The organism is Microcoleus sp., assembly GCF_041354475.1.
Classification (GTDB): domain Bacteria; phylum Cyanobacteriota; class Cyanobacteriia; order Cyanobacteriales; family Microcoleaceae; genus Microcoleus.
Map to the genome: position 1 here is coordinate 26,604 of NZ_JBGJZU010000049.1, position 21,489 is coordinate 48,092.

The 21,489-nt window shown below is 44.9% G+C and carries 18 protein-coding genes; 6 read left to right on the forward strand and 12 right to left on the reverse strand.

Annotated elements, in window-relative coordinates; translation table 11 throughout:
- Nucleotides 1-46 precede the first annotated feature (46 nt).
- The 4 genes from ACBR23_RS18255 to ACBR23_RS18270 all read right to left on the reverse strand — a co-directional run bounded on the left by ACBR23_RS18255 (nt 47) and on the right by ACBR23_RS18270 (nt 3,112).
- Nucleotides 47-838 (reverse strand): Uma2 family endonuclease, encoded by a 792-nt coding sequence (locus ACBR23_RS18255; RefSeq protein ID WP_371120121.1) that lies wholly within the window; start codon nt 836-838, stop codon nt 47-49.
- A 268-nt stretch (nt 839-1,106) separates the two neighbouring features.
- Nucleotides 1,107-2,381 (reverse strand): histidine--tRNA ligase, encoded by a 1,275-nt coding sequence (gene hisS, locus ACBR23_RS18260; RefSeq protein ID WP_371115854.1) that lies wholly within the window; start codon nt 2,379-2,381, stop codon nt 1,107-1,109.
- A gap of 130 nt (nt 2,382-2,511) precedes the next feature.
- Nucleotides 2,512-2,802 carry a hypothetical protein gene (locus ACBR23_RS18265; RefSeq protein WP_340523744.1) on the reverse strand — a complete coding sequence of 97 codons (291 nt, stop codon included), beginning with the start codon at nt 2,800-2,802 and terminating at the stop codon, nt 2,512-2,514.
- A gap of 34 nt (nt 2,803-2,836) precedes the next feature.
- A complete protein-coding gene (locus ACBR23_RS18270; protein ID WP_341736214.1) occupies nt 2,837-3,112 on the reverse strand; it encodes a LuxR C-terminal-related transcriptional regulator in 276 nt (91 codons plus the stop codon).
- 382 nt (nt 3,113-3,494) lie between these two features.
- Here ACBR23_RS18270 and ACBR23_RS18275 point away from each other — a divergent pair, with 382 nt between their 5' ends.
- Nucleotides 3,495-4,475 (forward strand): carbohydrate kinase, encoded by a 981-nt coding sequence (locus ACBR23_RS18275; RefSeq protein ID WP_371115853.1) that lies wholly within the window; start codon nt 3,495-3,497, stop codon nt 4,473-4,475.
- A 344-nt stretch (nt 4,476-4,819) separates the two neighbouring features.
- On the opposite strand, the gene aqpZ is transcribed toward ACBR23_RS18275, so the two are convergent.
- The 3 genes from aqpZ to ACBR23_RS18290 form a co-directional block, all read right to left on the reverse strand.
- Nucleotides 4,820-5,518 carry an aquaporin Z gene (gene aqpZ, locus ACBR23_RS18280; RefSeq protein ID WP_371115852.1) on the reverse strand — a complete coding sequence of 233 codons (699 nt, stop codon included), beginning with the start codon at nt 5,516-5,518 and terminating at the stop codon, nt 4,820-4,822.
- 307 nt (nt 5,519-5,825) lie between these two features.
- On the reverse strand, nt 5,826-6,653 hold the full coding sequence (locus ACBR23_RS18285; protein ID WP_371115851.1) for an SWIM zinc finger family protein: 828 nt from the start codon (nt 6,651-6,653) through the stop codon (nt 5,826-5,828).
- A 334-nt stretch (nt 6,654-6,987) separates the two neighbouring features.
- A complete protein-coding gene (locus tag ACBR23_RS18290) occupies nt 6,988-10,389 on the reverse strand; it encodes a DEAD/DEAH box helicase (protein WP_371120120.1) in 3,402 nt (1,133 codons plus the stop codon).
- A 470-nt stretch (nt 10,390-10,859) separates the two neighbouring features.
- On the opposite strand from ACBR23_RS18290, the gene ACBR23_RS18295 reads away from it, so the two are divergent.
- The gene (locus tag ACBR23_RS18295; RefSeq protein WP_341739347.1) at nt 10,860-13,013 is read left to right on the forward strand and encodes a polyribonucleotide nucleotidyltransferase; all 2,154 of its coding nucleotides are present in this window, start codon (nt 10,860-10,862) and stop codon (nt 13,011-13,013) included.
- A 414-nt stretch (nt 13,014-13,427) separates the two neighbouring features.
- On the opposite strand, the gene ACBR23_RS18300 is transcribed toward ACBR23_RS18295, so the two are convergent.
- The 4 genes from ACBR23_RS18300 to ACBR23_RS18315 form a co-directional block, all read right to left on the reverse strand.
- Nucleotides 13,428-14,651: a Rid family detoxifying hydrolase gene (locus tag ACBR23_RS18300; protein ID WP_371120119.1), complete on the reverse strand. Its 1,224-nt coding sequence runs from the start codon at nt 14,649-14,651 to the stop codon at nt 13,428-13,430.
- Nucleotides 14,652-14,793: 142 nt separating this feature from the next.
- A complete protein-coding gene (gene msrB / locus ACBR23_RS18305) occupies nt 14,794-15,288 on the reverse strand; it encodes a peptide-methionine (R)-S-oxide reductase MsrB (protein ID WP_341739349.1) in 495 nt (164 codons plus the stop codon).
- 232 nt (nt 15,289-15,520) lie between these two features.
- A complete protein-coding gene (locus ACBR23_RS18310; protein WP_371115845.1) occupies nt 15,521-16,237 on the reverse strand; it encodes a molybdopterin-dependent oxidoreductase in 717 nt (238 codons plus the stop codon).
- A gap of 10 nt (nt 16,238-16,247) precedes the next feature.
- The gene (locus ACBR23_RS18315; protein WP_371120118.1) at nt 16,248-16,856 is read right to left on the reverse strand and encodes a cytochrome b/b6 domain-containing protein; all 609 of its coding nucleotides are present in this window, start codon (nt 16,854-16,856) and stop codon (nt 16,248-16,250) included.
- A 360-nt stretch (nt 16,857-17,216) separates the two neighbouring features.
- Here ACBR23_RS18315 and ACBR23_RS18320 point away from each other — a divergent pair, with 360 nt between their 5' ends.
- Nucleotides 17,217-17,837, forward strand: coding sequence for a thioredoxin family protein (locus ACBR23_RS18320; RefSeq protein ID WP_341739352.1), 621 nt, complete (start codon nt 17,217-17,219; stop codon nt 17,835-17,837).
- 4 nt (nt 17,838-17,841) lie between these two features.
- Nucleotides 17,842-18,534 (forward strand): cytochrome c biogenesis CcdA family protein, encoded by a 693-nt coding sequence (locus ACBR23_RS18325; protein WP_371115843.1) that lies wholly within the window; start codon nt 17,842-17,844, stop codon nt 18,532-18,534.
- A 192-nt stretch (nt 18,535-18,726) separates the two neighbouring features.
- On the opposite strand, the gene ACBR23_RS18330 is transcribed toward ACBR23_RS18325, so the two are convergent.
- Nucleotides 18,727-18,954: a hypothetical protein gene (locus tag ACBR23_RS18330; RefSeq protein WP_371125667.1), complete on the reverse strand. Its 228-nt coding sequence runs from the start codon at nt 18,952-18,954 to the stop codon at nt 18,727-18,729.
- A gap of 245 nt (nt 18,955-19,199) precedes the next feature.
- Here ACBR23_RS18330 and ACBR23_RS18335 point away from each other — a divergent pair, with 245 nt between their 5' ends.
- Both ACBR23_RS18335 and ACBR23_RS18340 read left to right on the forward strand, forming a co-directional pair.
- Nucleotides 19,200-19,790 (forward strand): sigma-70 family RNA polymerase sigma factor, encoded by a 591-nt coding sequence (locus ACBR23_RS18335; RefSeq protein WP_371115841.1) that lies wholly within the window; start codon nt 19,200-19,202, stop codon nt 19,788-19,790.
- A 10-nt stretch (nt 19,791-19,800) separates the two neighbouring features.
- On the forward strand, nt 19,801-20,580 hold the full coding sequence (locus tag ACBR23_RS18340) for an anti-sigma factor domain-containing protein (protein WP_341739366.1): 780 nt from the start codon (nt 19,801-19,803) through the stop codon (nt 20,578-20,580).
- Nucleotides 20,581-21,489: the final 909 nt, after the last annotated feature.

Below are 21,489 nucleotides of genomic sequence, written 5' to 3' on the forward strand. Positions count from 1 at the left end.
GTAATTATACCAAAATATAGTCGAATTCGACTATATTTTGATAATTTCACTCTTCATCATCTAACTCGATCCCGGCTTGACGCAGTTTTTCGGCCAATCTTTCAGCGCGGAGTTTTTCGCGATCGCCCCGTTGACGTTCTTCTTCAGTTCGCTGACGTTCTTGTTCTACTCGTTCCTCTGACCACAACAATAACTCGCCTGCTGTATTCCACCACCTCAACCAACAGCCTGTTCTCCCTTCGTGGGTTCCTTCCCAAACTCCTAAAAATAAGTCTAATCCCGGTATCCAATAACGTCCATTTTCATCGGGTTTTTGCAAGTTGTAACGCTCTGATTCTAAAGCATAAACTTCTAAATGAGCGGTAGTTGCCCGAAAAATCACGTATCTGGGGACTTTGATTACTTGCTCATAAAAAAACCACTTTCCCACCCGCGAGGTAAACTCAACAGAGTATTCTTCTCCGTAGGTTTCTGACAGAAATTCCATCAGGATTTGGGGAATTGTCCCTTCTGTGTGTGGCGTGTAACTGCGGCGTACTTGCGAGACATTTTTGGGATTGACGGGTTTCACGTACATCCAATCTGGTGCTTTGCAGATAATGCGCTGTTCGCCGCTGGTTGAACCTGGGAAACTTATGCCGGCACAAAGGGCAAAGTTGGAAACTATTAAGGCATTCTGCATTAATTCAGGAAATGCTGTTAGTGGCTGGCGTAAAGCTGCTGCTAACAATGGTTGGCTTTCATCTTCCACGGGGTCGTCTGGTAGTTGGAAATCTTCTGGTAGTAGTGGCCAGGTGATTGTGAGTTTTTTTTCGGGTTTTTTTGTTGCTAACGACATACTATATCAGATGTTAGATGTTTTAATGGTTAAATTATATCTCTTGGTTTTTCGGATTAATGTTAATTGCGTTAATCGCGAGGCAGAGCCTCTGGATCTGCGTTACCGGGCAGAGCCTGGTAACGAGGAAACCGACAGTTTCTTTTGTTGGTATCGAAGTCTAGATCCCCCCTAGCCCCCCTTAATAAAGGGGGGACAAGAGTGCCATCAAAGTCCCCCTTATTAAGGGGGATTTAGGGGGATCGAGACTTGGCAACAACCCATCTTTCTAAGGGTTTTGAATCTTCTGCTGTAACTCCTCTGTCATTGCTAGCAGTTCTGATTGCCCGATCGCACTTTGTTCTCCACTCGCCAACCACTTCAATTGTACCGTCTCGTTTTCCGCTTCCGCATCTCCCAAAACTAAGCACCCAACAGCACCGCTTCTGTCAGCTCTTTTAAACTGTTTCCCAAAAGCACTGCCGCTCAAATCGATTTCGACGCTAAACCCAGCAACCCGGAGTTTTTGAGCTAATAATACCGATTGTTGTTCGGCTTTTTCACCCCTGGATACCAAATAAAAATCTAACTTTGGTTTGGGTAATGGTTGCAATTTTTGCAGCAGGATAATCAACCTTTCCATACCCATTGCCCAACCGACTGCCGCCGTATCTGGTCCGCCCAATTCCTTTACTAAACCATCGTATCTGCCACCTCCACAAACTGTGGCTTGCGCGCCTAAATCGTCGGAAATAATTTCAAAGGCAGTATAGGTATAGTAATCTAAACCGCGCACTAATCGGGGATTTAACTGATAGCTAATTCCTAAATTTGTCAGCATTTGCTGCACTTGCTCGAAGTGCGATCGCGATTCATCGCCCAAATAGTCCAAAATACTCGGCGCGCCTTTGACAATTTCCTGGGTCCGCTCATTTTTACTATCCAAAATCCGCAGCGGATTGCGAGTTAAACGGTCTTGGGAATCCGCATCTAATTCGGATTTGTATGGTGTAAAATAGTCGATTAAGGCTTGCCGATAATTTTGTCTATCTTCCTTATTTCCGACAGAGTTAATATCGAGGCGCAAATTTTTTAAACCAAGGGTTTGAAGGATATCGCAGGCGATCGCAATTACCTCCACATCCGCACGAGGATTCGCACTCCCCAAGACTTCCACACCAATTTGATTGAACTGTCGCTGTCTGCCATCTTGGGGGTTTTCGTAGCGAAACATTGGCCCAGCATACCACAGGCGCTGGACGTCTCCTTGAGCATACAAACTATTTTGAATAAAAGCTCGAACTACTCCGGCTGTACCTTCTGGCCGCAAAGTAGTCGATCGATCGCTTTTATCTTTAAAAGTGTACATTTCTTTGCCCACAACATCGGTTGCTTCGCCGATACCGCGTTCAAATAAAGATGTTTGTTCAAAAATAGGCGTGCGAATTTCTCGATAAGCCGCTTTTTTCAAAATTGTTCTAGCGATTTCTTCGACATTTTGCCAATATCGAATTTCATCTGGCAAAATATCCCGCGTTCCCCGTAAAGTTTTAATTGCACTCATTTTGTTAGTAAGTTGTCAGTAGTCAGTAGTAAGTTGTCAGTAGTCAGTAGTCAGTAGTTAGTTGTTAGTTCCAATTCCCAATTCCCAATTACCAATGCCCAATGCGCCATGCCCCATGCCCAATTCCCAATTACCAATTACTAATAACTAATGATTCCCAAACTCCGTAGCGATCGCCATAATAAGCCAAAATGCGATCGACCCGTTCGCGATCGGCAAAATCGAACCCTTCAGGATACTGAATCCACAAAGCCCCAACTTGGCTGTCGTTGTAATCAAACTGCTGCGACTGCTGTGGAATTAAACCGGTTTCCACCCCTTCAACTTGACGCAAATGAGCCGCCACTTCGCGATACACCGCCAGTGGTAATCCAGGGCATTGAATTTGATACCGTAATTGTTTTTCTTGTGCCGTTTGCATCATTCCTTTGTCTGTTCCCAACATTGAGCCCTACTTAAGATACTTCTTTATCGATCGGTCCTGGTAGAGGGCAGCAGTTAATATTGTCTAAACATACTTTTCCCCACTGCAAAGCCCAGCGCACCAGTGCAACTCGATTATCAGCCCGCGTCTTATTCAAGATATTGCTAATATGGTTGTCAACTGTGCGCTTGCTAATCTCTAACTTTTCCGCTATTTTCTCATTGGTCAATCCTGTCGCGACCAATTCTACCACTTGTAATTCTCTGTCTGATAGGGTGACAGGGATCTGAGAAACGCTCCCACTCATAAATTTTTCCTATGTCTGCATATTTACCTATCTATAATTCTAAAGGATCGAGGATGAACTAAGAATAGAAAAATTAAATCTTTTCATGCTATCGTTCCCGGAGATTAGCAATTGCAGTCTATCGACCATCACGTCCTCCCAGCGGAGTGCCAACACCAGGTGTCAGTGCAGGCACTCGATCCCTGTGTAATAGATTTCTGGCAAAAAGATGGTCAACAACGGGCAAGTGTCCCGCCGTGCCCTTGAAGGCTTCGATGAAGCTGCGCGGGCGAGGCTCCGCTAGCCCAAGCGCTTCGTCGAAGGGATGCCTGTTCCCCAGGAATTATGGGAGATTTTTAATGACCAGTCTGGCCTTGTCTCAAATCTCAAATCTCAAATCCCTATGACTTATCCTCGCGTACTGTGTTTGGGTGAAATCTTATTTGATTGTCTCGCAGAGCGATCGGGACTTGCCCTAGAAGAGGTAGAATCTTGGACACCCTATCCCGGTGGTGCCCCGGCGAATGTTGCCTGTGCTTTAGTTAAATTGGGGAATAGCGCAGGATTTATTGGTGCTGTGGGTGGGGATGAACTGGGTAACTCCCTCGTGCAGGTATTGCAAGAAATAGGAGTTGACACCACTGGAGTGCAGCGTCACCAGACAGCACCGACACGACAAGTTTATGTATTGCGAAATGAAATGGGCGATCGATTTTTTGCCGGTTTTGGCGATGCAAACACTGCGGAGTTTGCCGACACTCACCTCATCGCGGCCCAAATACCAGAGGTGCTGTTTGAAAATGCGGATTTTCTAGTATTAGGTACTTTAGAATTAGCTTATCCAGATAGTCGAAAGGCGATAGAAAAAGCGATTGAACTAGCAGAAAAGTATGATGTAAAAATTATACTAGACATCAATTGGCGACCAGTGTTTTGGCAGAATCCAGAGGAAGCAAAATCACTGATTAAAAAACTATTCACAAAAATTGATTTTCTGAAATTATCGGCAGAAGAAGCGGAATGGCTGTTTGAAACTACCGACGCTGGAGCTATTACTTACCGCCTCGATTCCCCAGAAGGAGTTTTAGTAACTGGGGGAGATAAAGGTTGTTCCTATTGTATCTCGGAGAATGAAGGAAAAATCCCCGCTTTCAAAGTAGATGTTGAGGATACAACTGGTGCGGGTGATGGATTTGTGGCTGGTTTTGTCAGCCAGTTGTGCAAGGTGGGAATTCTGAATTTAGCCGATGCAGAAGTCACCAAAAAAGTGGTTACTTATGCCAGTGCAGTAGGTGCCATGACGGCAATGAAACCTGGCGCAATTTCTGCTCAACCAAGCGCTGCTGAAGTTGAAGCTTTCTTGTACTTGTACAAAAATTATTAAATCTCTCAATTTTCATTACCAGGAAGAAGATTCCCCGCTCCCGCAGTCCCTATACTATTTATCAGGAATTGGACAATTACCTCTAGAGACTGTGAAGCATCTATGACAATTGCATCTTTTTGAATTTCTTACTCCCTCCTCTGATTCAAGGGGAGGGGAGCATCCCATTTTTGCAAATATATCCGTAGGGGCGAAGCATGACCGCAGTAAATCTCTGCTTTTAACTCATAAATTATCTGCCGGAATGCTTCGCCCCTGCAAAATTGGGATGCTCCCAAGGGGAGGGCTGGGGTGGGGTAAAAAATTTATGACTCCAGAAACCCGATTTTTGGCTCAATTTCTGATTAAACTTCTTCCGGGACAGGCTTAATCAAATTATAAGCCAAAACGCCGATAACTCCACCAACGATCGGGAATACAATAAACGCCCACAACTGTTGGATTGCCCATCCTCCTTGAAAAAGTGCGACACCGATACTTCTAGCTGGATTAACCGAAGTATTGGTTACAGGAATTCCCACTAAGTGAATCAAAACCAGCATCAAGCCGATCGGGATTCCGCCCAAACCTACAGGATAGTTGGGATGGGTAGTACCCATGATGGTAAATAACAGAAAAGCCGTCAGTACAATTTCAGTTAATGCCGCCGCCAAAAGTCCGTAACCTGTAGGAGAATGCTCGCCAAAACCGTTAGATGCAAATCCCGAAGCGGCAGCATCAAATCCCGGTTTTCCTGATGCAATCATGTATAAAACAAGACCACCTAGAATTCCACCTAAAATCTGACCTCCTATATAATAAGGAAGCAAGACTGCATCGATAAGTTTGGCAACTACTAAACCAATACTCACTGCTGGATTGATGTGGCATCCAGAAATTGGGCCGATGGTATAAGCCATAATTAATAGGGACAACCCAAAGGCAATGGACACTCCTAAAAAGCCAATTTTGTCTCCTGCTAACACCGCACTACCGCATCCACCTAGCACCAATACAAAAGTGCCTAGAGCTTCTGCAACACCAATCTTTATTTTGTTGTTCATATTCACAATTATTTGAAGTTTCAGGTATGTGAACTTAGCACCCTAAAAAACACTAATTCTAACAATGAAAGCTACAGATTTTTGACAGTAGTGCACCAGTATTAACGGAATATTTTATTGATCTGTAACTTTAGTTAATTAGAACTACTGTTCGCGTTTACTTTGAGCGCGTAAAAACTGAATTAACAATTTCGGATACAAGATATCATTGTATTTAAATAATGTCAACACTGAAATTTTTTTGTATAAAATGTGAGATTAATTAGAGTATTTCTAGGTACTGATTAAGGTAGAAAAACCAAAGCGCTCAATCTCCTTCACTCCGTTTTAGTGCTGCTAGAACTGCTTGCTGGCTTACTGCTTGGTAAATTTTGCTAAAATGCTGTTTGAGTGCATCTGAGGCTGGGGATGATTTGCTGGCTGTTCCTTTCCCGTCAGTGGCGAGGGGCATTGGCCCTAAAATATCTAAGACTGTTTCGCTACTCGGTGGTGGTACAATCACGACTAGAGATGATTCTAGTTGTTGGTTGTATTCCCAAAAGCGATCGACTTTAGGTAATTTGGCATTTTCAGTTAGGGAATTTTCCCCTGAATTTAGTTGTGTATTGTCTTTGGCTTCTGTACCTCGTCTTTGGCGGAGTGCTGTCAGGATTTGTTCTTTGGTTCTACCCCGCATTTGAAACAGCACGAAGGGGTCTTCGCTGAAGCGATCGCCCAATAAGTAGTACACTGCACTTATGTGTTTGCAAGGGTTTTTGGGATCGGGACAGCTACAGCGCGATCGAATATCCGACAAACTTAACGGAAATAGGGTTTTCCCAGCCGCTGCGAACACATCTTCAATATTGTGTGGCATTTCTCCAGCTAATAATTTTGCTGAAAAAATAGCTCTTTGTGACATATTTTCAATCACATATTCCCAATCTTCATCTGTTAGTGGATCGAGTCCTAGAGAAACTTGATAGGGTTTGGGATCAGTACCTTGAACGAGGGCAATTACTTCTTGATTAGGAAATTTAATGCTGAGAACTTTACCTTCTCGCGCATATTGCCAGCCGCGTTCTAACCGCTTTTTGAAGCGGTAGGTATTGATTAAATCTAGCCATTGTTGGGTCCACCATTCTCTGTCAATCATAAGCAGAAGGAAGAAGGAAGAAGGAAGAAGGAAGAAGTCATATCAATTCCGGTTGTATCGTCAGGTGATTTAACCGCGAAGGCGCGAAGTACGCGAAGGAAGAGAAGAGAGAGTTTAATACAGGACGATGAAGAGAGGATTTTATATCATATCAAATCCGGTAGCATCTGAATTATTCAAATCTCTATTCTCGGACTCTGTGTCCTCTGTGTTCTCTGCGGTTAAATCATTCCAATACAACCGGAAACGATATCACCCCCCAAGGGGGGAAATTCAGGAAGAGGGAAGAAGGTCTTTCGACTACGCTGACTGAACCGGAATAAGGAAAAAAGCTTTATTCTTCATCACTAGATTCTATGATAGCATTGCGATCGAGAATTAGTAAATTCCGAAGTTGGTCTGTATCTAACTCGGTAATCCAGTTTTCTCCAGCACTGACTACTTGTTCAGCCAAGGCTTTCTTGCTTTCAATCATATCATGAATTTTTTCTTCTAATGTGCCAGTACACACAAATTTATGTACTTGAACATTCCGGGTTTGACCAATGCGAAATACCCGGTCAGTCGCCTGATTTTCTACTGCTGGGTTCCACCATCTGTCATAGTGGAAAACATGAGTTGCTCTGGTCAAATTAAGACCAGTACCGCCAGCTTTTAAGGATAAAATCATAATCGGTGGACCTTGGGGGTCGTGCTGGAAGCGATCGATCATTTCTTCCCGCTGTTGCTGCTTAATTCCGCCATACAAAAACAGAACTTCTCGACCTAAATGCTTTTCTAGATGTGGTTTGAGCAGTTTTCCCCATTCGGCAAATTGAGTGAAAATTAAAGAGCGATCGCCCTCAGCAACAACTTCTTCTAACATTTCCAGCAACCGCTGCAATTTCCCCGACTCCTGACTCTTAATTTCCAAGGCTTTCGGGTTTTGTTTGGCTGTCAAAAGCGCCGGATGATTACAAAGTTGTTTGAGTTTTACCAACAAAGCCAGAATCATCCCCCGGCGCTGAATGCCTTCGGCAGATTCCAATTCTGATATTGACATTTCGACTATTTGCTGATATAATGTCGCCTGTTCAGTCGCCAGTCCGCAAAACACAGTCATTTCCTGTTTTTCGGGCAAATCTTGGATAATTGACTTGTCAGTTTTCAGGCGGCGGAGGATGAAAGGCCGAACGAGCGATCGCAAAGTCTGCAAAGATTCGCGATCGCCATATTTCTCAATGGGAATCGCAAATCGGCGCTGAAAGAAATTGCGAGGTCCCAAATATCCAGGATTCAGAAACTCTAAAATCGACCACAATTCTTGCAGTCTATTTTCCACCGGAGTTCCTGTCAGCGCAATTTTAAAAGATGCTTCAATTTGTCGTACTATTTTCGACTGCTGAGACTCCGAATTTTTAATATTTTGCGCTTCATCCAAAACCAATCCTTGCCACTTAGTGCTTTGAATTTCCTTCGCATCACGAAACACTAAAGAATAACTGGTAATAATTAAATGTTTGCCCTTAATTGCCGTAGCAAATGCTTTGCCTTTAGCACGTTTTTCTCCGTGATGCAATAACACTTTTAGTGTCGGGCCAAATTTCTTGACTTCCCGTTGCCAATTGCCCAATACCGATGTCGGACAAACTACTAATGTTGGATTCTCCAGTGTTTTATTTTCTTGCAAATGTAACAAGAATGCAATTAGCTGGGGCGTCTTCCCACAACCCATATCGTCCGCGAGACAAGCACCTAAACCCCAACGTTCTAAGAAGGCCAACCAGCCAACTCCTAGGGCTTGATACGGCCGCAATTCTCCTCGAAAACTAGCCGGCGCGATCGCACTTACGGCCTCATTATTATTTAAAGTATTCAACAACTCCTGAAGTTGACCAGTTGCTTCAAAATTCACCACAGGTAGTTTTTCGATTGTCTGAGAATCACCATTCGCCAAACGCAAAGCATCTTCCAAAGAAAGAGTCATTTGCTCTTTGCGACTAGCAAAAAAAGTTTGAGCCGCCCTCACATCAGGCGCGCGCAATTCCACCCACTCGCCGTTAATTTCCACCAAAGGGGAATTCAATCCTACCAATCTGTCAAATTCAGCCTTAGAAATGCGCTGTCCCCCAATCGTCAATTCCCACTTAAAACTTAACAGACTTTGCAATCCTAACCCCCCCTTGCCCCCCCTTACTAAGGGGGGGTTAATTTCTGGAGCGCCCCCCCTTGCTAAGGGGGGGTTGGGGGGGGTTGTTTCCGCTTGAATACTCAAACCTAAACGACTCGCCCAACCATCTGTCTTTGTCAAACTGGGTGGCAAAACTACGCCTAATCCGCTATCAGTAAACCGCCAAGCTACAGACTTGATAAAATTGTAAGCATCTAATGGTTTTAACGGACAAAATTGAGGTCGCTGTGCTTGCAAAGTCGGTTCAATTAAGGGATAAAGTTTTGAGGCTAAACCCAAGCCGCTGAGCAAAGTTTCTTGAGGCAATTCTATAGTCCTACCTGCATAATTCAAACTCTCGACTGAATTGTTCCAAATAGTTCTAGCATCTACCAAAAATTCATTTTCATCTGCTGCTTGCAAACAATAATTTAAACTCCATTCAACTTTACCGGGCGCTGGCGGCATGAGTTGAAAACAAGTGTGAAATTGATGTTGTTGAGATAGTGCATTTTGCAGTGGCGCAGTCCAAGCACTCAGCTTTGTGATCATGTTTTCCAAGGCTGATGATTCTGCTTGCACAATCCCAGATTCTTGTTGCAAAGATTGCAGCCATTCGCGGGTTGGAGAAACTGTTTTGATTTCTAAGGTTGAGCCGCAAGCCAATCGCACCTGACTATCCACAACACTACTCAAAAATCCCAAAATTAACTCCTGGGCTCCCATTGGCAAGTCCACAGCCAAAGGCAATTGATTCGATTCTTCTTCTTGATTCTCTTCCCTTCCTTCTTCCTTCTCTTCCTTCTTCCTTCTTCCTTCTTCCTTCTTCCTTCTTCCTTCTTCCTTCGATTGATATGTTCTACAAGCAGTAGGCATTTGCTTGACAAAAGTAGCGAGACGGAGTTGATCAATAGAACTATCTAACAGAGGTTGCCACCTCGCAATAGCCGAACCGTCCGACTGTTTTTCCAATGCCGGCAAAAATTTGCATCTCGCCAATAAATCCAAATTCCATCTAGCCATATGAGACCAAAAGCGCAAATCTGAACCGACAAAAGAGTCAGATTCTGTGCTATTGAGCGGTATTGCTTGCAAGAAAATAAAAGCTGCTTGAGGATTGAGACAAAACCCCTCTATCTCCCAGGGAAAAAGGTAAAGATTGTCATTGTCTTCTGCTGTCAATGTTGCTGCCGAGTGCTGTGGGAATACCAGATTGATGTTGGATTCGGAGATTTGGGTAGGAAGTGCGATCGCCCGAATTTCCCGGCGAATCGATGAGTTGTCGGCTGTCACTTCTGGGTTGTGATTTTTTGTCGATCGCCTAATTTTTTTGCTTTTGTCCTGTGGAGTTTCGGCGGTAACTGAGCTTAGTCCAAGTGAGGTTTCCGGTAACAGCCAATTCAGTTTACCGGACTGGTGCAAAGAAGTTAGGAAAGTTTTCAACTCAGCTTCAGTCATGGCCAAGGGAAAGCTAAGATTCGTCCCCGATTCGGTATCGATCGCCCCAATTTTTCGCCAAGTTTCCCCCCAAATAAATAAATAACTTTCTTGCGAATCGACTATCCAACTACCGTGTAAAATTGCCATATTATTTAAGTATTGGTTATTTGTTATTGGTTATTTGTTATTGGTTATTTGTTATTGGTTGTTGGCGTCGCCAGCCAGCGAAGTCGAAGGGTTATTTGTTATTTGCGGTGCTAGCTCGCGCTTAAGAACTCTGCTTCGCCGAAGGGTAGTCTAAGGGTTATTGGTTATTTATGGGTTTCCATTCCTCAGCAACACCTTGGCCCTATCTCCTGTGTCCAATCCCGGACTCCGACTTTGCCCCATGCCCAAACGAAGATCCTACCACCTATTTCAGAGATGCGGCGGGCGATCGCCCCATCGCTCCCAGAAGAGCCCGCATCCTGGGAGAGTATAATTACTCATGATTTCGGCGCAAAACCTCGATCGAACCACAATTATTGCTCTCTTTTCCCCGCTTCCTCTCAAAGCCCTGTGGTTAATGTTACGATCCCGACAGAGAAAGAATGTGGTAGATAAGGAAGCAGTGCTACATGGTAGAGATAGACAAGTCAATATCCTTTGATGGACGGGATATTAGACTGAAGATTGGTTTACTAGCGCCTCAAGCAGGCGGTGCAGTTTTGATTCAGTCGGGTGACACGGCGGTTTTAGTGACGGCAACTCGCTCCCAGGGGAGAGAAGGAATTGATTTCCTGCCCCTGTTAGTGGATTACGAAGAGAGACTGTACGCAGGTGGTAAAATTCCCGGTGGATTTTTGCGCCGGGAAGGCCGTCCCCCAGAAAAAGTGACTCTCACGGGCCGTTTGATCGACCGACCGTTGCGTCCGCTATTTCCAAGCTGGCTCAGAGACGACATCCAAGTCGTCGCCACAACGCTGTCAATGGACGAACAAGTACCCCCAGACGTTCTGGCGGTGACAGGGGCTTCCGTAGCGATATTGCTAGGGAAAATGCCCTTTTATGGACCCATGGCCGCAGTCCGAGTTGGTTTGGTAGGAGACGACTTCATCATCAATCCTACCTACAGCGAAATCAAAGAAGGCGAATTAGATTTAGTGGTGGCGGGTTCTCCAGATGGAGTAATCATGGTGGAAGCCAGCGCTAACCAATTGCCAGAACAGGATATCATCGAGGCGATCGACTTCGGCTACGAAGCAACCTGTGACTTGATTCAAGCCCAACGGGAAATCATGGCAGAATTGGGCATAGATTTGGTGGTGGAAGAACGGCCATCCCTAGACTCAGCCCTGGAAAACTTTATTCGCGATCGCGCCGAAGCCCCAATCCGCTTTATTTTGTCTAAATTTGAACAAGACAAAAATCAGCGCAACGCAGCTTTGGACGAAGTTAAGGCAAATGAAGTAGAATCTGCGATCGCCGAACTCTCCGAAGACGATCCGGTAAAAGTAGCCGCCACCGCCAACAGCAAGGCGATCGGCAACGTTTTCAAGGACGTCACCAAAAAAATGATGCGCAAGCAAATCGTTGAAGATGGCGTCCGTGTAGACGGCCGCAAGCTAGACGAGGTGCGACCCGTTTCTTGTCGCGTCGGCGTGCTCCCGTCGCGAGTACACGGCAGTGCGTTGTTTAATCGGGGCTTGACTCAAGTGCTGTCGGCAGCAACCCTGGGAACCCCAGGCGATGCCCAAGACTTAGCAGACGACTTGCACCCACAGCAAGACAAACGCTACCTGCACCACTACAATTTCCCGCCCTTTTCCGTGGGAGAAACCAAACCCATGCGATCGCCCGGACGCCGAGAAATCGGTCACGGAGCCCTAGCAGAACGAGCCCTAGTCCCAGTGTTGCCATCAAAAGAAGAATTCCCCTACGTGATTCGCGTAGTATCGGAAATTCTCTCTTCCGACGGTTCCACCTCCATGGGTTCCGTTTGCGCCTCAACCCTAGCCCTCATGGACGCAGGCGTACCCCTGTCCCAACCAGTCAGCGGCGCAGCAATGGGGTTAATTAAAGAAGGCGATGAAGTCCGAATTTTGACTGACATTCAGGCAATTGAAGACTTTTTAGGCGACATGGACTTCAAAGTAGCCGGTACCGACACCGGGATTACTGCTTTGCAAATGGACATGAAAATCAAAGGTTTACCCTTAGATGTGATTGCCAATGCCATCCGCCAAGCCAAACCAGCCAGACTGCACATTCTAGAAAGAATGCTGTCAACAATAGACACTCCCCGCAAGGAAATGTCGCCCTTTGCACCGCGTTTGCTAACCCTGAAAATCGACCCCGAATTCATCGGTTTAGTAATTGGACCCGGTGGCAAAACCATCAAAGCCATCACCGAAGAAACCGGCGTCAAAATTGACATCGAAGACGACGGAACCGTCACAATTGCCGGCAACGACAGCGAAAAAGCTCAACGAGCTCACAGCATTATCCAAGGCATGACACGCAAGTTGAATGCAGGAGACGTGTATGTTGGCCACGTTACTCGGATTATTCCGATCGGCGCTTTTGTGGAAATTCTGCCCGGAAAAGAAGGCATGATTCACATTTCGCAGTTAGCCGACTACCGCGTTGGCAAAGTGGAAGACGAGTTAGCTGTCGGCGACGAAGTGATTGTCAAAGTGCGAGAAATTGACAATAAAGGTCGGATCAATTTGACCCGATTGAATATTCATCCTGACGAAGCGGTTGCCGCCCGTGAAGCGTTGAATAAATAGTTGACAGTTGGTAATTGGTAATTGCTTTTAGAGTAATTGCTAATTGCTAATTGGTAACTGGTAATTAGTAATTCCTAATTGCTAATTGAAATTAAATCTGATTGTTTTCAGATTGATTTAGGAGTAGGGTGCGCGACAGCGACAGATCGACAAGTGCGATCGGCTGTTAGAGTTAATAAATTCGCGCACTTTCCCCTCAGTATCATTCGGCGGTTGAAACCGCAACTACACAAACGAAGTCCGCCTACGCGGACTGAAGAAAATATGAAGTATGCTTAGAGGGAGGCATAAATCAATATCAACCATCTCTCTTCTCTCCCTCTGTGTCCTCTGCGTTCTCTGCGGTTAAATAATTCCCATATAACCAAACCCCCGACAGATTGAACGAGTCGGGGATTTAATAAAAAGAGGAAATCAAATCACCGCAATACAATCAATCTCAACTAACACATCCTTCGGCAAACGCGAAACCTCTACACAAGCGCGCGCCGGTGCAGTTTCCTCATCAAAATACTTCCCATAAACCGCATTCACAGCAGCAAAATCATTCATATCTTTGAGAAACACCGTAGTTTTTACCACATCCAACCAAGTCGCACCGGCTTCTGTGAGAATGGCTTCGAGATTTGCCATAACTTGTTGTGTTTGTTTTGCCACATCGTCAGTGTAGACAATATCGTTTAGTCTCGTGTCGATCGCAATTTGGCCAGCTACAAACAGCATAGTACCCGAAGCGGCGATCGCTTGATTGTAAGGGCCCACGGGTGCCGGTGCTTTGTCAGTACGAATAATTTTGCGCGTCATAGATGTTACTTTTTGGGATTCTTGTTGATTGGTTTGCGGTTTGTAAAATTCTCCATCGGGCATGATTGTACCAGTGAAGTCTGCATTTTTGATGTTCATACCATAAGTATTGGCCTCAGTCAAATCTGCTCTCTTAAGCTTAGCACCCTCCAGATTAGCTCGCATCAAATTAGCTCTGTGAAGACCTGTTCTCTCTAAATTCGCACCCCGCAAACAAGCGTTTCTCAGATTTATTTCTGTCAATTCGGCTCCAGCTAAATCGGCTTCTGCTAGATTGATACCCGACAAATCATAGCTAGACAAATTGACACCGCGAAGCTTGGCTCCCTGAAGATTGGTATCTTTGATTGTTAAGCGAGTTATATCTGCCCGACTTAAGTCTGCTTCATTCAAGTTTGCTTTAGTCAGGTTGGCACTATTGAGGTTAGCTCTACTCAAACACACTTCAACCAAGGATGCTTTAGTGAAGTTTGCAGAAGCTAGTTGGGCATCACTTAAGTTTGCTTCATTCAAGTTGGCATTACTAAAATTAGCAGAATTCAAATTGGCTTTACTCAAATCAGCACCGCACAAATCTGCATCAGTGAAGTTTGCATAAGAAGCTGCTACTAACCCGCTCAAATTTGCACCTTTTAGAGATGCCTTCGTGAGGTTTGTACTATTAAGCGTTGCTCCGGTTAGGTTTGCCTCATTCAACTCTGCTGCTGTCAACGTTGCAGAGCTTAAGTCGATCCCACTCAAGTCTGCACCTTTGAGGTCTACACCTCTGAGCATAGCTGAATGAAATTGTCGTTCGCCTTTAGCGTATCTTTCTAAAAGTTCTTCAGCATCCATAAAACATCGATCGCCCTCACATCCCACAAATCACTATACCATCCGCGCGAATCCGCGTGCACCTGCGGTTTGGCAGTAGAGATCCGTCTGGGGCGTCGATGATTATCGGATTCTTTACCACAGGAGTACCCGTAAAAGAATGTCAGCCAGCAATAAATTTCATAGCAACACCATTCATGCAGTAACGTTTACCAGTAGGTGCAGGGCCGTCATCAAATACGTGACCCAAATGCCCCCCACAGCGATGGCAATGCACTTCAATTCTACTCGCAAACAGCGAATTATCTACCGATGTGGCGATCGCCCCTTTTATCGGGTCATAAAAACTGGGCCAGCCAGTACCGCTATTAAATTTAGTTTGCGATGAAAAAAGTGGCAAACTGCACCCAGCACACTCATAGATTCCCGAACCGTATTGCTTATCGAGAGGGCTAGTGTGAGAGCGTTCAGTGCCATGTTTTCGCAACACATCAAACTGTGCCGGAGTCAAAAGTTTGCGCCACTCTTCCTCAGTTTTAGTAACTTCAAAAACACCCTTGGAAGCTGCCATAACTTTTGACTTCCCAGGCCAATAGCGCGATAACCATGCGATGCTTACTGTTGCTGCACCAGCTTGTAAAAAAAATCTTTTCTTCATTATTAAACCCCTGTCTAATAGCTAAAGTCGGTTGAAACCGACGGTCGATTTGCCCCAAACCAATATACATCAACTAACTCTTCAGTCCTCTTTGAGAGGACTTTCGCTATAAGACAGGGGTTTAAACCCCTGTCGGGCTATTGGTTCTACCTTAAGTTGACACTAATTGGCACTGCCGTGTCCCTACAATAACTCAAGAAGACTACGGAATTCAGGCTTCTCAAACACATTATTATAGCCCTCCAAACCACTCGTAACCTTTATCCTCCCAGTAACCCTTTTTGGGCAGCAATTCACTAACTAACGTAATTCTCGTCACCCACTTACTTTGTTTGTAACCTAGCTTAATGGGAGATGCTAGACGTAAAGGCGCACCATTCTCAACACTCAGAGGATTACCATTTTTCTGATAAACCATCAAAGTCTGAGGGTGCAACGCTGAAGGCATATCCCAACTCTCGTAGTAGCCATCAGCAGACTTAAAATAAATGTAACGAGCATTAGCCTTTGGTTGTGCAAGGTCTACCAAATCCCGCAGACGCACTCCGCCCCACTGCACAATAGCAGCCCAACCCTCCACACAAACATGGCGAATTGTCATTACACTCAAAGGCATAATCTGAAGTTGTTCTAGACTAAGGTTAAGAGGACGATTTACCTCACCATCAATTATCAGACGGAAAGCTTTTACATCAATGTTTGGAGTATAATCAAAGGTATTGATAATTAAGGCATTCGGCTCGATCGCACTTGCAGGAAATTCCGGTACGAGTTTTTGAGGATTCAACAACAAAGCTTCCACACTTTGGTTGAGAGGTTCAAAAGTCTTACCAATCGTAGCATCAAATGGAATCAACCCACAACCGCCTAAAACTAAACCAATGCTAGAAAGTCCAGATAATTGGAGAAATTGGCGGCGCTGCCATAAACGAGGAGAGTCTGGAAACATGAGAAAACCTCTACCAAAAAATTGACTTAATCAGGCGCGAACCCCCTACCTGGAGGCCGAGCAAAGAGTGAATTATTGCAAAAATGATGACGGTAGGAACAGATATAAAGTGAACGACTCTCAGCGCCTGCCAACTGCCGAATAAATCAACAATCCAGTGGAACTGAGCAGGTTTATACATTCCCATTCCGCTAAGTAAAGCTAGCAGCAAAACCGGAATAATTGCTGTATAAGCTAGGCGGTGCCACGAATAATTTTTGCGCTTCTGGTTCTGAGAATTCTGCAAAGCTTTCAGGTCATTATAGCCGAGAAAACGATGCTGCCAGCGGCGGGTGATGAAAATATAGAGACCGTACCAAAATAGATTGAGTGCGAATAACCACATGGCGGCGAAATGCCAATGTCTGCCGCCAGCCAGCCAACCGCCTAGCAAAAATATGGGTGGGAACTCCCATCCTCCCCGCCCGCCAAAAACCGGATTCGAGTTGTAAATTTGCAATCCACTGCCAATCATCAGAACTAGACTAATGATATTTAACCAGTGAAATATTTTCGCCCCAGTTGCCTGAGTCGGTAAAGGTTTAGACCGAGATTTTTGAGAAGGAGCAGATGAATCCATAGTGCGTAAGGGTGACAAGAACTGCTTTAAATCAATACCTAAAGAACTCAGAGAAAATTATTACTCTGCCCTTGTAGGTAGCAACTAACCCAAGTCAGTTAACTTTTTCTGCTACCGTGCATAAAAATTACTTGTAAAGTGGGATACAAATAGACTGGGCTGTTATAGTAGTCTCTAACTTAATACGAGGCTAACTCTATTTTGGATTTAAAATTTTTCCGGTTTGCATAAAACATCCAATTTCCGGTCATCTCCGTATATAAAGTAGACATCTTCCAAAAAGCAAGTCTTGAACAGGCAGGATGCCTGTTCCACAATAATTATGGGAAATGTCTAGTAAATAAGGAAGGAAATTACTTTATGAACAATCGCTGGCTGGGGCGACGCCAATTACTTTGGTATTTAGGTCTGGGAGTTGGTTCGACTACTCTCAGTTGTGCCCTTAAAAAAGATATTATCCCAACTTCTAGCTCTGACAATATTTCCATACCCACTCCTGCTAAAAATTCTAATTCACCCACAGTCGAGAACGTTGCTGCCTCACCAACTGGAAAGTCTTTACCAGAGTTTCAAGGTATCAGCCAGTGGCTAAATTCTGCCCCTCTGAAAATAGCTGACCTAAAAGGAAAAGTGGTGTTGGTGCAATTTTGGACATTTTCCTGCATTAACTGTAAGCGCACTTTGCCCTACATCGTCCGCTGGCACCAGCAATATGCCGATCGCGGATTAAAGATTATCGGCGTACACACCCCTGAATTTCCCTTTGAGCGGGATGCAAACAACGTCAAAAAAGCTTTGAAGGAACACCAAATTACCTATCCAGTGGCTCTGGATAACGAATTCAAAACTTGGGCGGCTTACCAGAATGAATACTGGCCTCATTTATTTTTAGCCGATCGCCAAGGCATCTGGCGCTACGATCATATTGGGGAAGGAGCTTATGAGGAAACCGAACAGACTATTCGCAAATTATTAGGGTAGTCAGATGGCAATTTCACTCACTTCGGCTGGTGTAGCTTTACTAGCAGGACTTTTAACAATTCTCTCGCCCTGCGTCTTACCAATCCTACCAATATTATTAGGACGAAGCCTGCAATCTCATCGCTATGGCCCAATTGCTTTGGTATCAGGATTGATCGCTGGTTTTGCGGCAATTGGGAGCTTGTTGGGAGTAACATCAGGGTGGTTTGTCAACTTTGCTAGCATCCTCCGAACAGCAGCACTTGCCTTTCTTTTGATTGCTGGGATCAGTGCCATTTTTCCACAGATTTACCAACTGCTGTTTAAATACTTACACTTTGAAAGTTGGCTCAAAGCACCCGCACGAGTAGGATTGGTTGGGGAATTTTGGCTGGGAACCCAACTCGGCTTGCTTTGGACACCTTGTGCGGGACCTGTTCTGGCGAGTATTCTGGTTTTAGCTGCTGTCAATCCTCAGCCTGTAACTGCGTTTATTTTACTAATTTTGTACGGTTTGGGAGCCGGGTTGCCGCTACTGGCGATCGCCTATGGAGGACGCTATTTCAGCCAGCACTTATTACGTTTGCGCCCCCACAGTGAAACCTTACAAAGAATCGGCGGCGTAATTGTGGTGGGAAGTGCGATCGCGATTCTTTTGGGTTGGGATGTCAAGATACAGCTTTGGTTAGCTCCGTTTTTTCCCGCTCTACCACTATGAAGTGCGATGAAGTGCGATCGGATTAAACTATTAGACCTCGACCATATTTCTTGTTCAAGACTTGCTTTTGTAGAGATGTCTATTAATTTTTGAGAGAGACTCCGCCATTCATCTCGCCACCCAATTGGGTACAGTTATGGTGGGAGATGAATGGCGGTAGAAGGTAAAAGTCGGTGATATCTTTAGTGGAAGTTATTTTTTATCAGGACTCTTCATCGCATCAGGACTCTTCATCGCATCAGGACTCTTCATCGCATCAGGACTCTTCATCGCATCAGGACTCTTCATCGCATCAGGACTCTTCATCGCATCGGGGGAAGCGTTAGGAGTAGTCTGATCTGCGCTAGGAGTAGAAGAGCAGGCATACAGACTAGCCGTTAGAGTCAGACCAACAATCAAATAAAGCACTTTCCGGTTCATATTTTTCTTCCAAATCTGAGGAATTTTGATTTTAGCAGTCAGCAGGTAATAGCTAGCCGTGGTTCCTATAATAGTACGGATTACTTCTTTGATTGGATTGTCAAGATAATCAGCTTGTATACATCCAATCAGCTCTGCGGGTCGTATTTAAGAAGATGGGGCCAGATTATTTTGGGAGACGCGCTTGCTGCAATAACCAGAATTAACTTAAAATTATCCGTTTAGGTCTGTTCTACAAAACACCTATGGATTTGAACTCTGCCGAAACAAGCGCGGACAACACTGACAAACAGACTGACGCTGAGTTATTTCGGTTGATGAGTCTTGGTCAACCCTCTGCCTTGGGTATTCTCTATAACCGCTATGGCAGCTTAGTCTACAGATTGGCGCTGAGAATTCTCAGCAATCCTCAAGAGGCAGAAGACTTAACCCAAGAGATTTTTCTCACTCTCTGGAATCGGGGCGCATACAATCCGAATCGCGGCTCTATGAGCAGCTTTTTGACAACTATGGCTCGATCGCGCGCAATTGATAAACTTCGTTCCCGCAGCACTAACTTAAAATTTCTCCAGCGATGGAGTCAGATGATGGCTACTGAAATTCCCCCTCTCACGCCTTTCGAGTCAGCTTCTTTAAGTGAACGATCGCACTGTGTTCGCGATGCCTTAACTCAACTTCCAGAAAAACAGCGACAGGTTCTAGAGATGGCTTACTATGATGGTTTGAGTCAATCAGAAATTGCTACTAAACTTAGTACACCGCTGGGAACAATTAAAACTTGGTCTCGGCAAGGTTTGTTGAACTTAAGAAAAAATTTACAAAATTTAATTGGTTAGTTTTGCACTTATGACAGAGCCTTTATTTCCTGAACGATCGGAAGAATTGATGGCAGGTTATGTACTTGACAACCTCAACTCCTCAGAAGCTGAGGAATTAAGGCGAGTGCTGAAACAAAACCCTGAACTAGCTACAGAGGTGCGTCGCCTGCAGGAAGTCCTAGAAGTTATGCCCTACGCCCTACCTGATATCGCACCGCCACCACACCTTTATTCCGCCATTTTGGCAACTGCCTCGGCGGCTAGCGTTGCAGTACCAAATCCTCATGTTTCTGGAGTTCCTAACTCATTACCCCAGGAAAAACTGAAGCATTCACTTCTACAATGGAGTCGCGTTCTTGGTAGCATAGCGGCACTCTTGGCGTTGGCCCTTGGTGTGGACAACTACCGAATCAGGCAACAAATAACAACGCTTGAGGCTCAGGTAGTGCGACAAAAAGATGTGATTGCAATGCTGCAACAGCCTAATACTCGTCTGGTTTCCCTCAAAGGGATGGCTGACGCATCTGCTGCCTCTGGTAGTATTGTGATTACACCCGGTGAACCCAAAGCTGTTTTAATCTTAAGGAACCTTCCGGTTTTACCACAGGGTCAATTTTATCAGTTATGGTCGGTTATTAATAATGAAAAAATCGCTTGGGAGCCCTTTAATACTAATGAAGCAGGAACAGTTTTTGTCAAACTTTCTCTGCCGGCTAATGCGGAACTAACACCATTAGTTGTCACGGTTGAAGCATCGCCCTTACTTAAAAATCCTGCGGGGCCTATGGTAATGACGGGGACTCTATAATTATTTAAATCACCCTAAGAAATAGCTGGTAAAAGTATAGTCATCTACGTTCATCTGCATCTATCTGTGGTTAAGAAATTATTTTTTTAATCGTTTCCGGTTGCATCGGAATAGTAAATTAGAGTTAACCGTCAACCCTTCGACTACGCTCAGGGCGGCGCAGTCAACCGTCAACCGTCAACAGTAATGTAGAGCTTTGGCTTCTGCAACCATCCCACACACTCACAGCTTACGGCTAGCAACCTACTTAATTATTTAAGGGCTGTGAGTGCTTTACTTCGTTCCGATTACACATTGGTTGAACATGACAGCGTAATGCTTTCCACCGGGTTTTTGGGCAGTGCAGATAAGTCAATCCGATAATTGCTTATGCCCTATCCTTGCCTTTTGGCTTGGTCTAACAGCCATTTGACCATCTATCATAACGGTGGTTCAAACACATTTTTGCTTTCGCTACGCATATGTTCTTGCTCGACAGCTACCCCATTCGGCTAAGAGTCTTTCTGCCTTTTATCCCCGCTTTATCCTGTTAGTTGCTACCCAACACAATAGGGGATATGCTTTTACCGCTGCACCTGCGGACTGGGACTTGACTTAATGCCTCATATCAATTCCGGTTGTATCGGAATGATTTAACCACGAAGGCGCGAAGGACGCGAAGGAAGAGAAGAGAGAGATTAATCATTCCGATGTCAACGGATTTGATATCACCCAGAAGTGTAATCAGTTATCACTAACTCGCAACGGAGTCAGGCTAACCGTCCCTGGATAGGAGAACCTATCCATTGTCGGGTAAGGTTCGAGAGTCACCTCTCTCCCCTCCCCTAGGAACCGTGCGTGAGACTTTCGCACTCACACGGCTCAAGCCTTACTTCAAGCGAGATTTAACTTGGGTTTTATGTACCTGCT

What these genes read in the sequence shown, in the direction of transcription:
- ACBR23_RS18255 (WP_371120121.1), bottom strand. Translation starts at nt 838, where the DNA reads ATGTCGTTAGCAACAAAAAAACCCGAAAAAAAACTCACAATCACCTGG.
- hisS (WP_371115854.1), bottom strand. Translation starts at nt 2,381, where the DNA reads ATGAGTGCAATTAAAACTTTACGGGGAACGCGGGATATTTTGCCAGAT.
- ACBR23_RS18265 (WP_340523744.1), bottom strand. Translation starts at nt 2,802, where the DNA reads ATGCAAACGGCACAAGAAAAACAATTACGGTATCAAATTCAATGCCCT.
- ACBR23_RS18270 (WP_341736214.1), bottom strand. Translation starts at nt 3,112, where the DNA reads ATGAGTGGGAGCGTTTCTCAGATCCCTGTCACCCTATCAGACAGAGAA.
- ACBR23_RS18275 (WP_371115853.1), top strand. Translation starts at nt 3,495, where the DNA reads ATGACTTATCCTCGCGTACTGTGTTTGGGTGAAATCTTATTTGATTGT.
- aqpZ (WP_371115852.1), bottom strand. Translation starts at nt 5,518, where the DNA reads ATGAACAACAAAATAAAGATTGGTGTTGCAGAAGCTCTAGGCACTTTT.
- ACBR23_RS18285 (WP_371115851.1), bottom strand. Translation starts at nt 6,653, where the DNA reads ATGATTGACAGAGAATGGTGGACCCAACAATGGCTAGATTTAATCAAT.
- ACBR23_RS18290 (WP_371120120.1), bottom strand. Translation starts at nt 10,389, where the DNA reads ATGGCAATTTTACACGGTAGTTGGATAGTCGATTCGCAAGAAAGTTAT.
- ACBR23_RS18295 (WP_341739347.1), top strand. Translation starts at nt 10,860, where the DNA reads ATGGTAGAGATAGACAAGTCAATATCCTTTGATGGACGGGATATTAGA.
- ACBR23_RS18300 (WP_371120119.1), bottom strand. Translation starts at nt 14,651, where the DNA reads ATGGATGCTGAAGAACTTTTAGAAAGATACGCTAAAGGCGAACGACAA.
- msrB (WP_341739349.1), bottom strand. Translation starts at nt 15,288, where the DNA reads ATGAAGAAAAGATTTTTTTTACAAGCTGGTGCAGCAACAGTAAGCATC.
- ACBR23_RS18310 (WP_371115845.1), bottom strand. Translation starts at nt 16,237, where the DNA reads ATGTTTCCAGACTCTCCTCGTTTATGGCAGCGCCGCCAATTTCTCCAA.
- ACBR23_RS18315 (WP_371120118.1), bottom strand. Translation starts at nt 16,856, where the DNA reads ATGGATTCATCTGCTCCTTCTCAAAAATCTCGGTCTAAACCTTTACCG.
- ACBR23_RS18320 (WP_341739352.1), top strand. Translation starts at nt 17,217, where the DNA reads ATGAACAATCGCTGGCTGGGGCGACGCCAATTACTTTGGTATTTAGGT.
- ACBR23_RS18325 (WP_371115843.1), top strand. Translation starts at nt 17,842, where the DNA reads ATGGCAATTTCACTCACTTCGGCTGGTGTAGCTTTACTAGCAGGACTT.
- ACBR23_RS18330 (WP_371125667.1), bottom strand. Translation starts at nt 18,954, where the DNA reads ATGAACCGGAAAGTGCTTTATTTGATTGTTGGTCTGACTCTAACGGCT.
- ACBR23_RS18335 (WP_371115841.1), top strand. Translation starts at nt 19,200, where the DNA reads ATGGATTTGAACTCTGCCGAAACAAGCGCGGACAACACTGACAAACAG.
- ACBR23_RS18340 (WP_341739366.1), top strand. Translation starts at nt 19,801, where the DNA reads ATGACAGAGCCTTTATTTCCTGAACGATCGGAAGAATTGATGGCAGGT.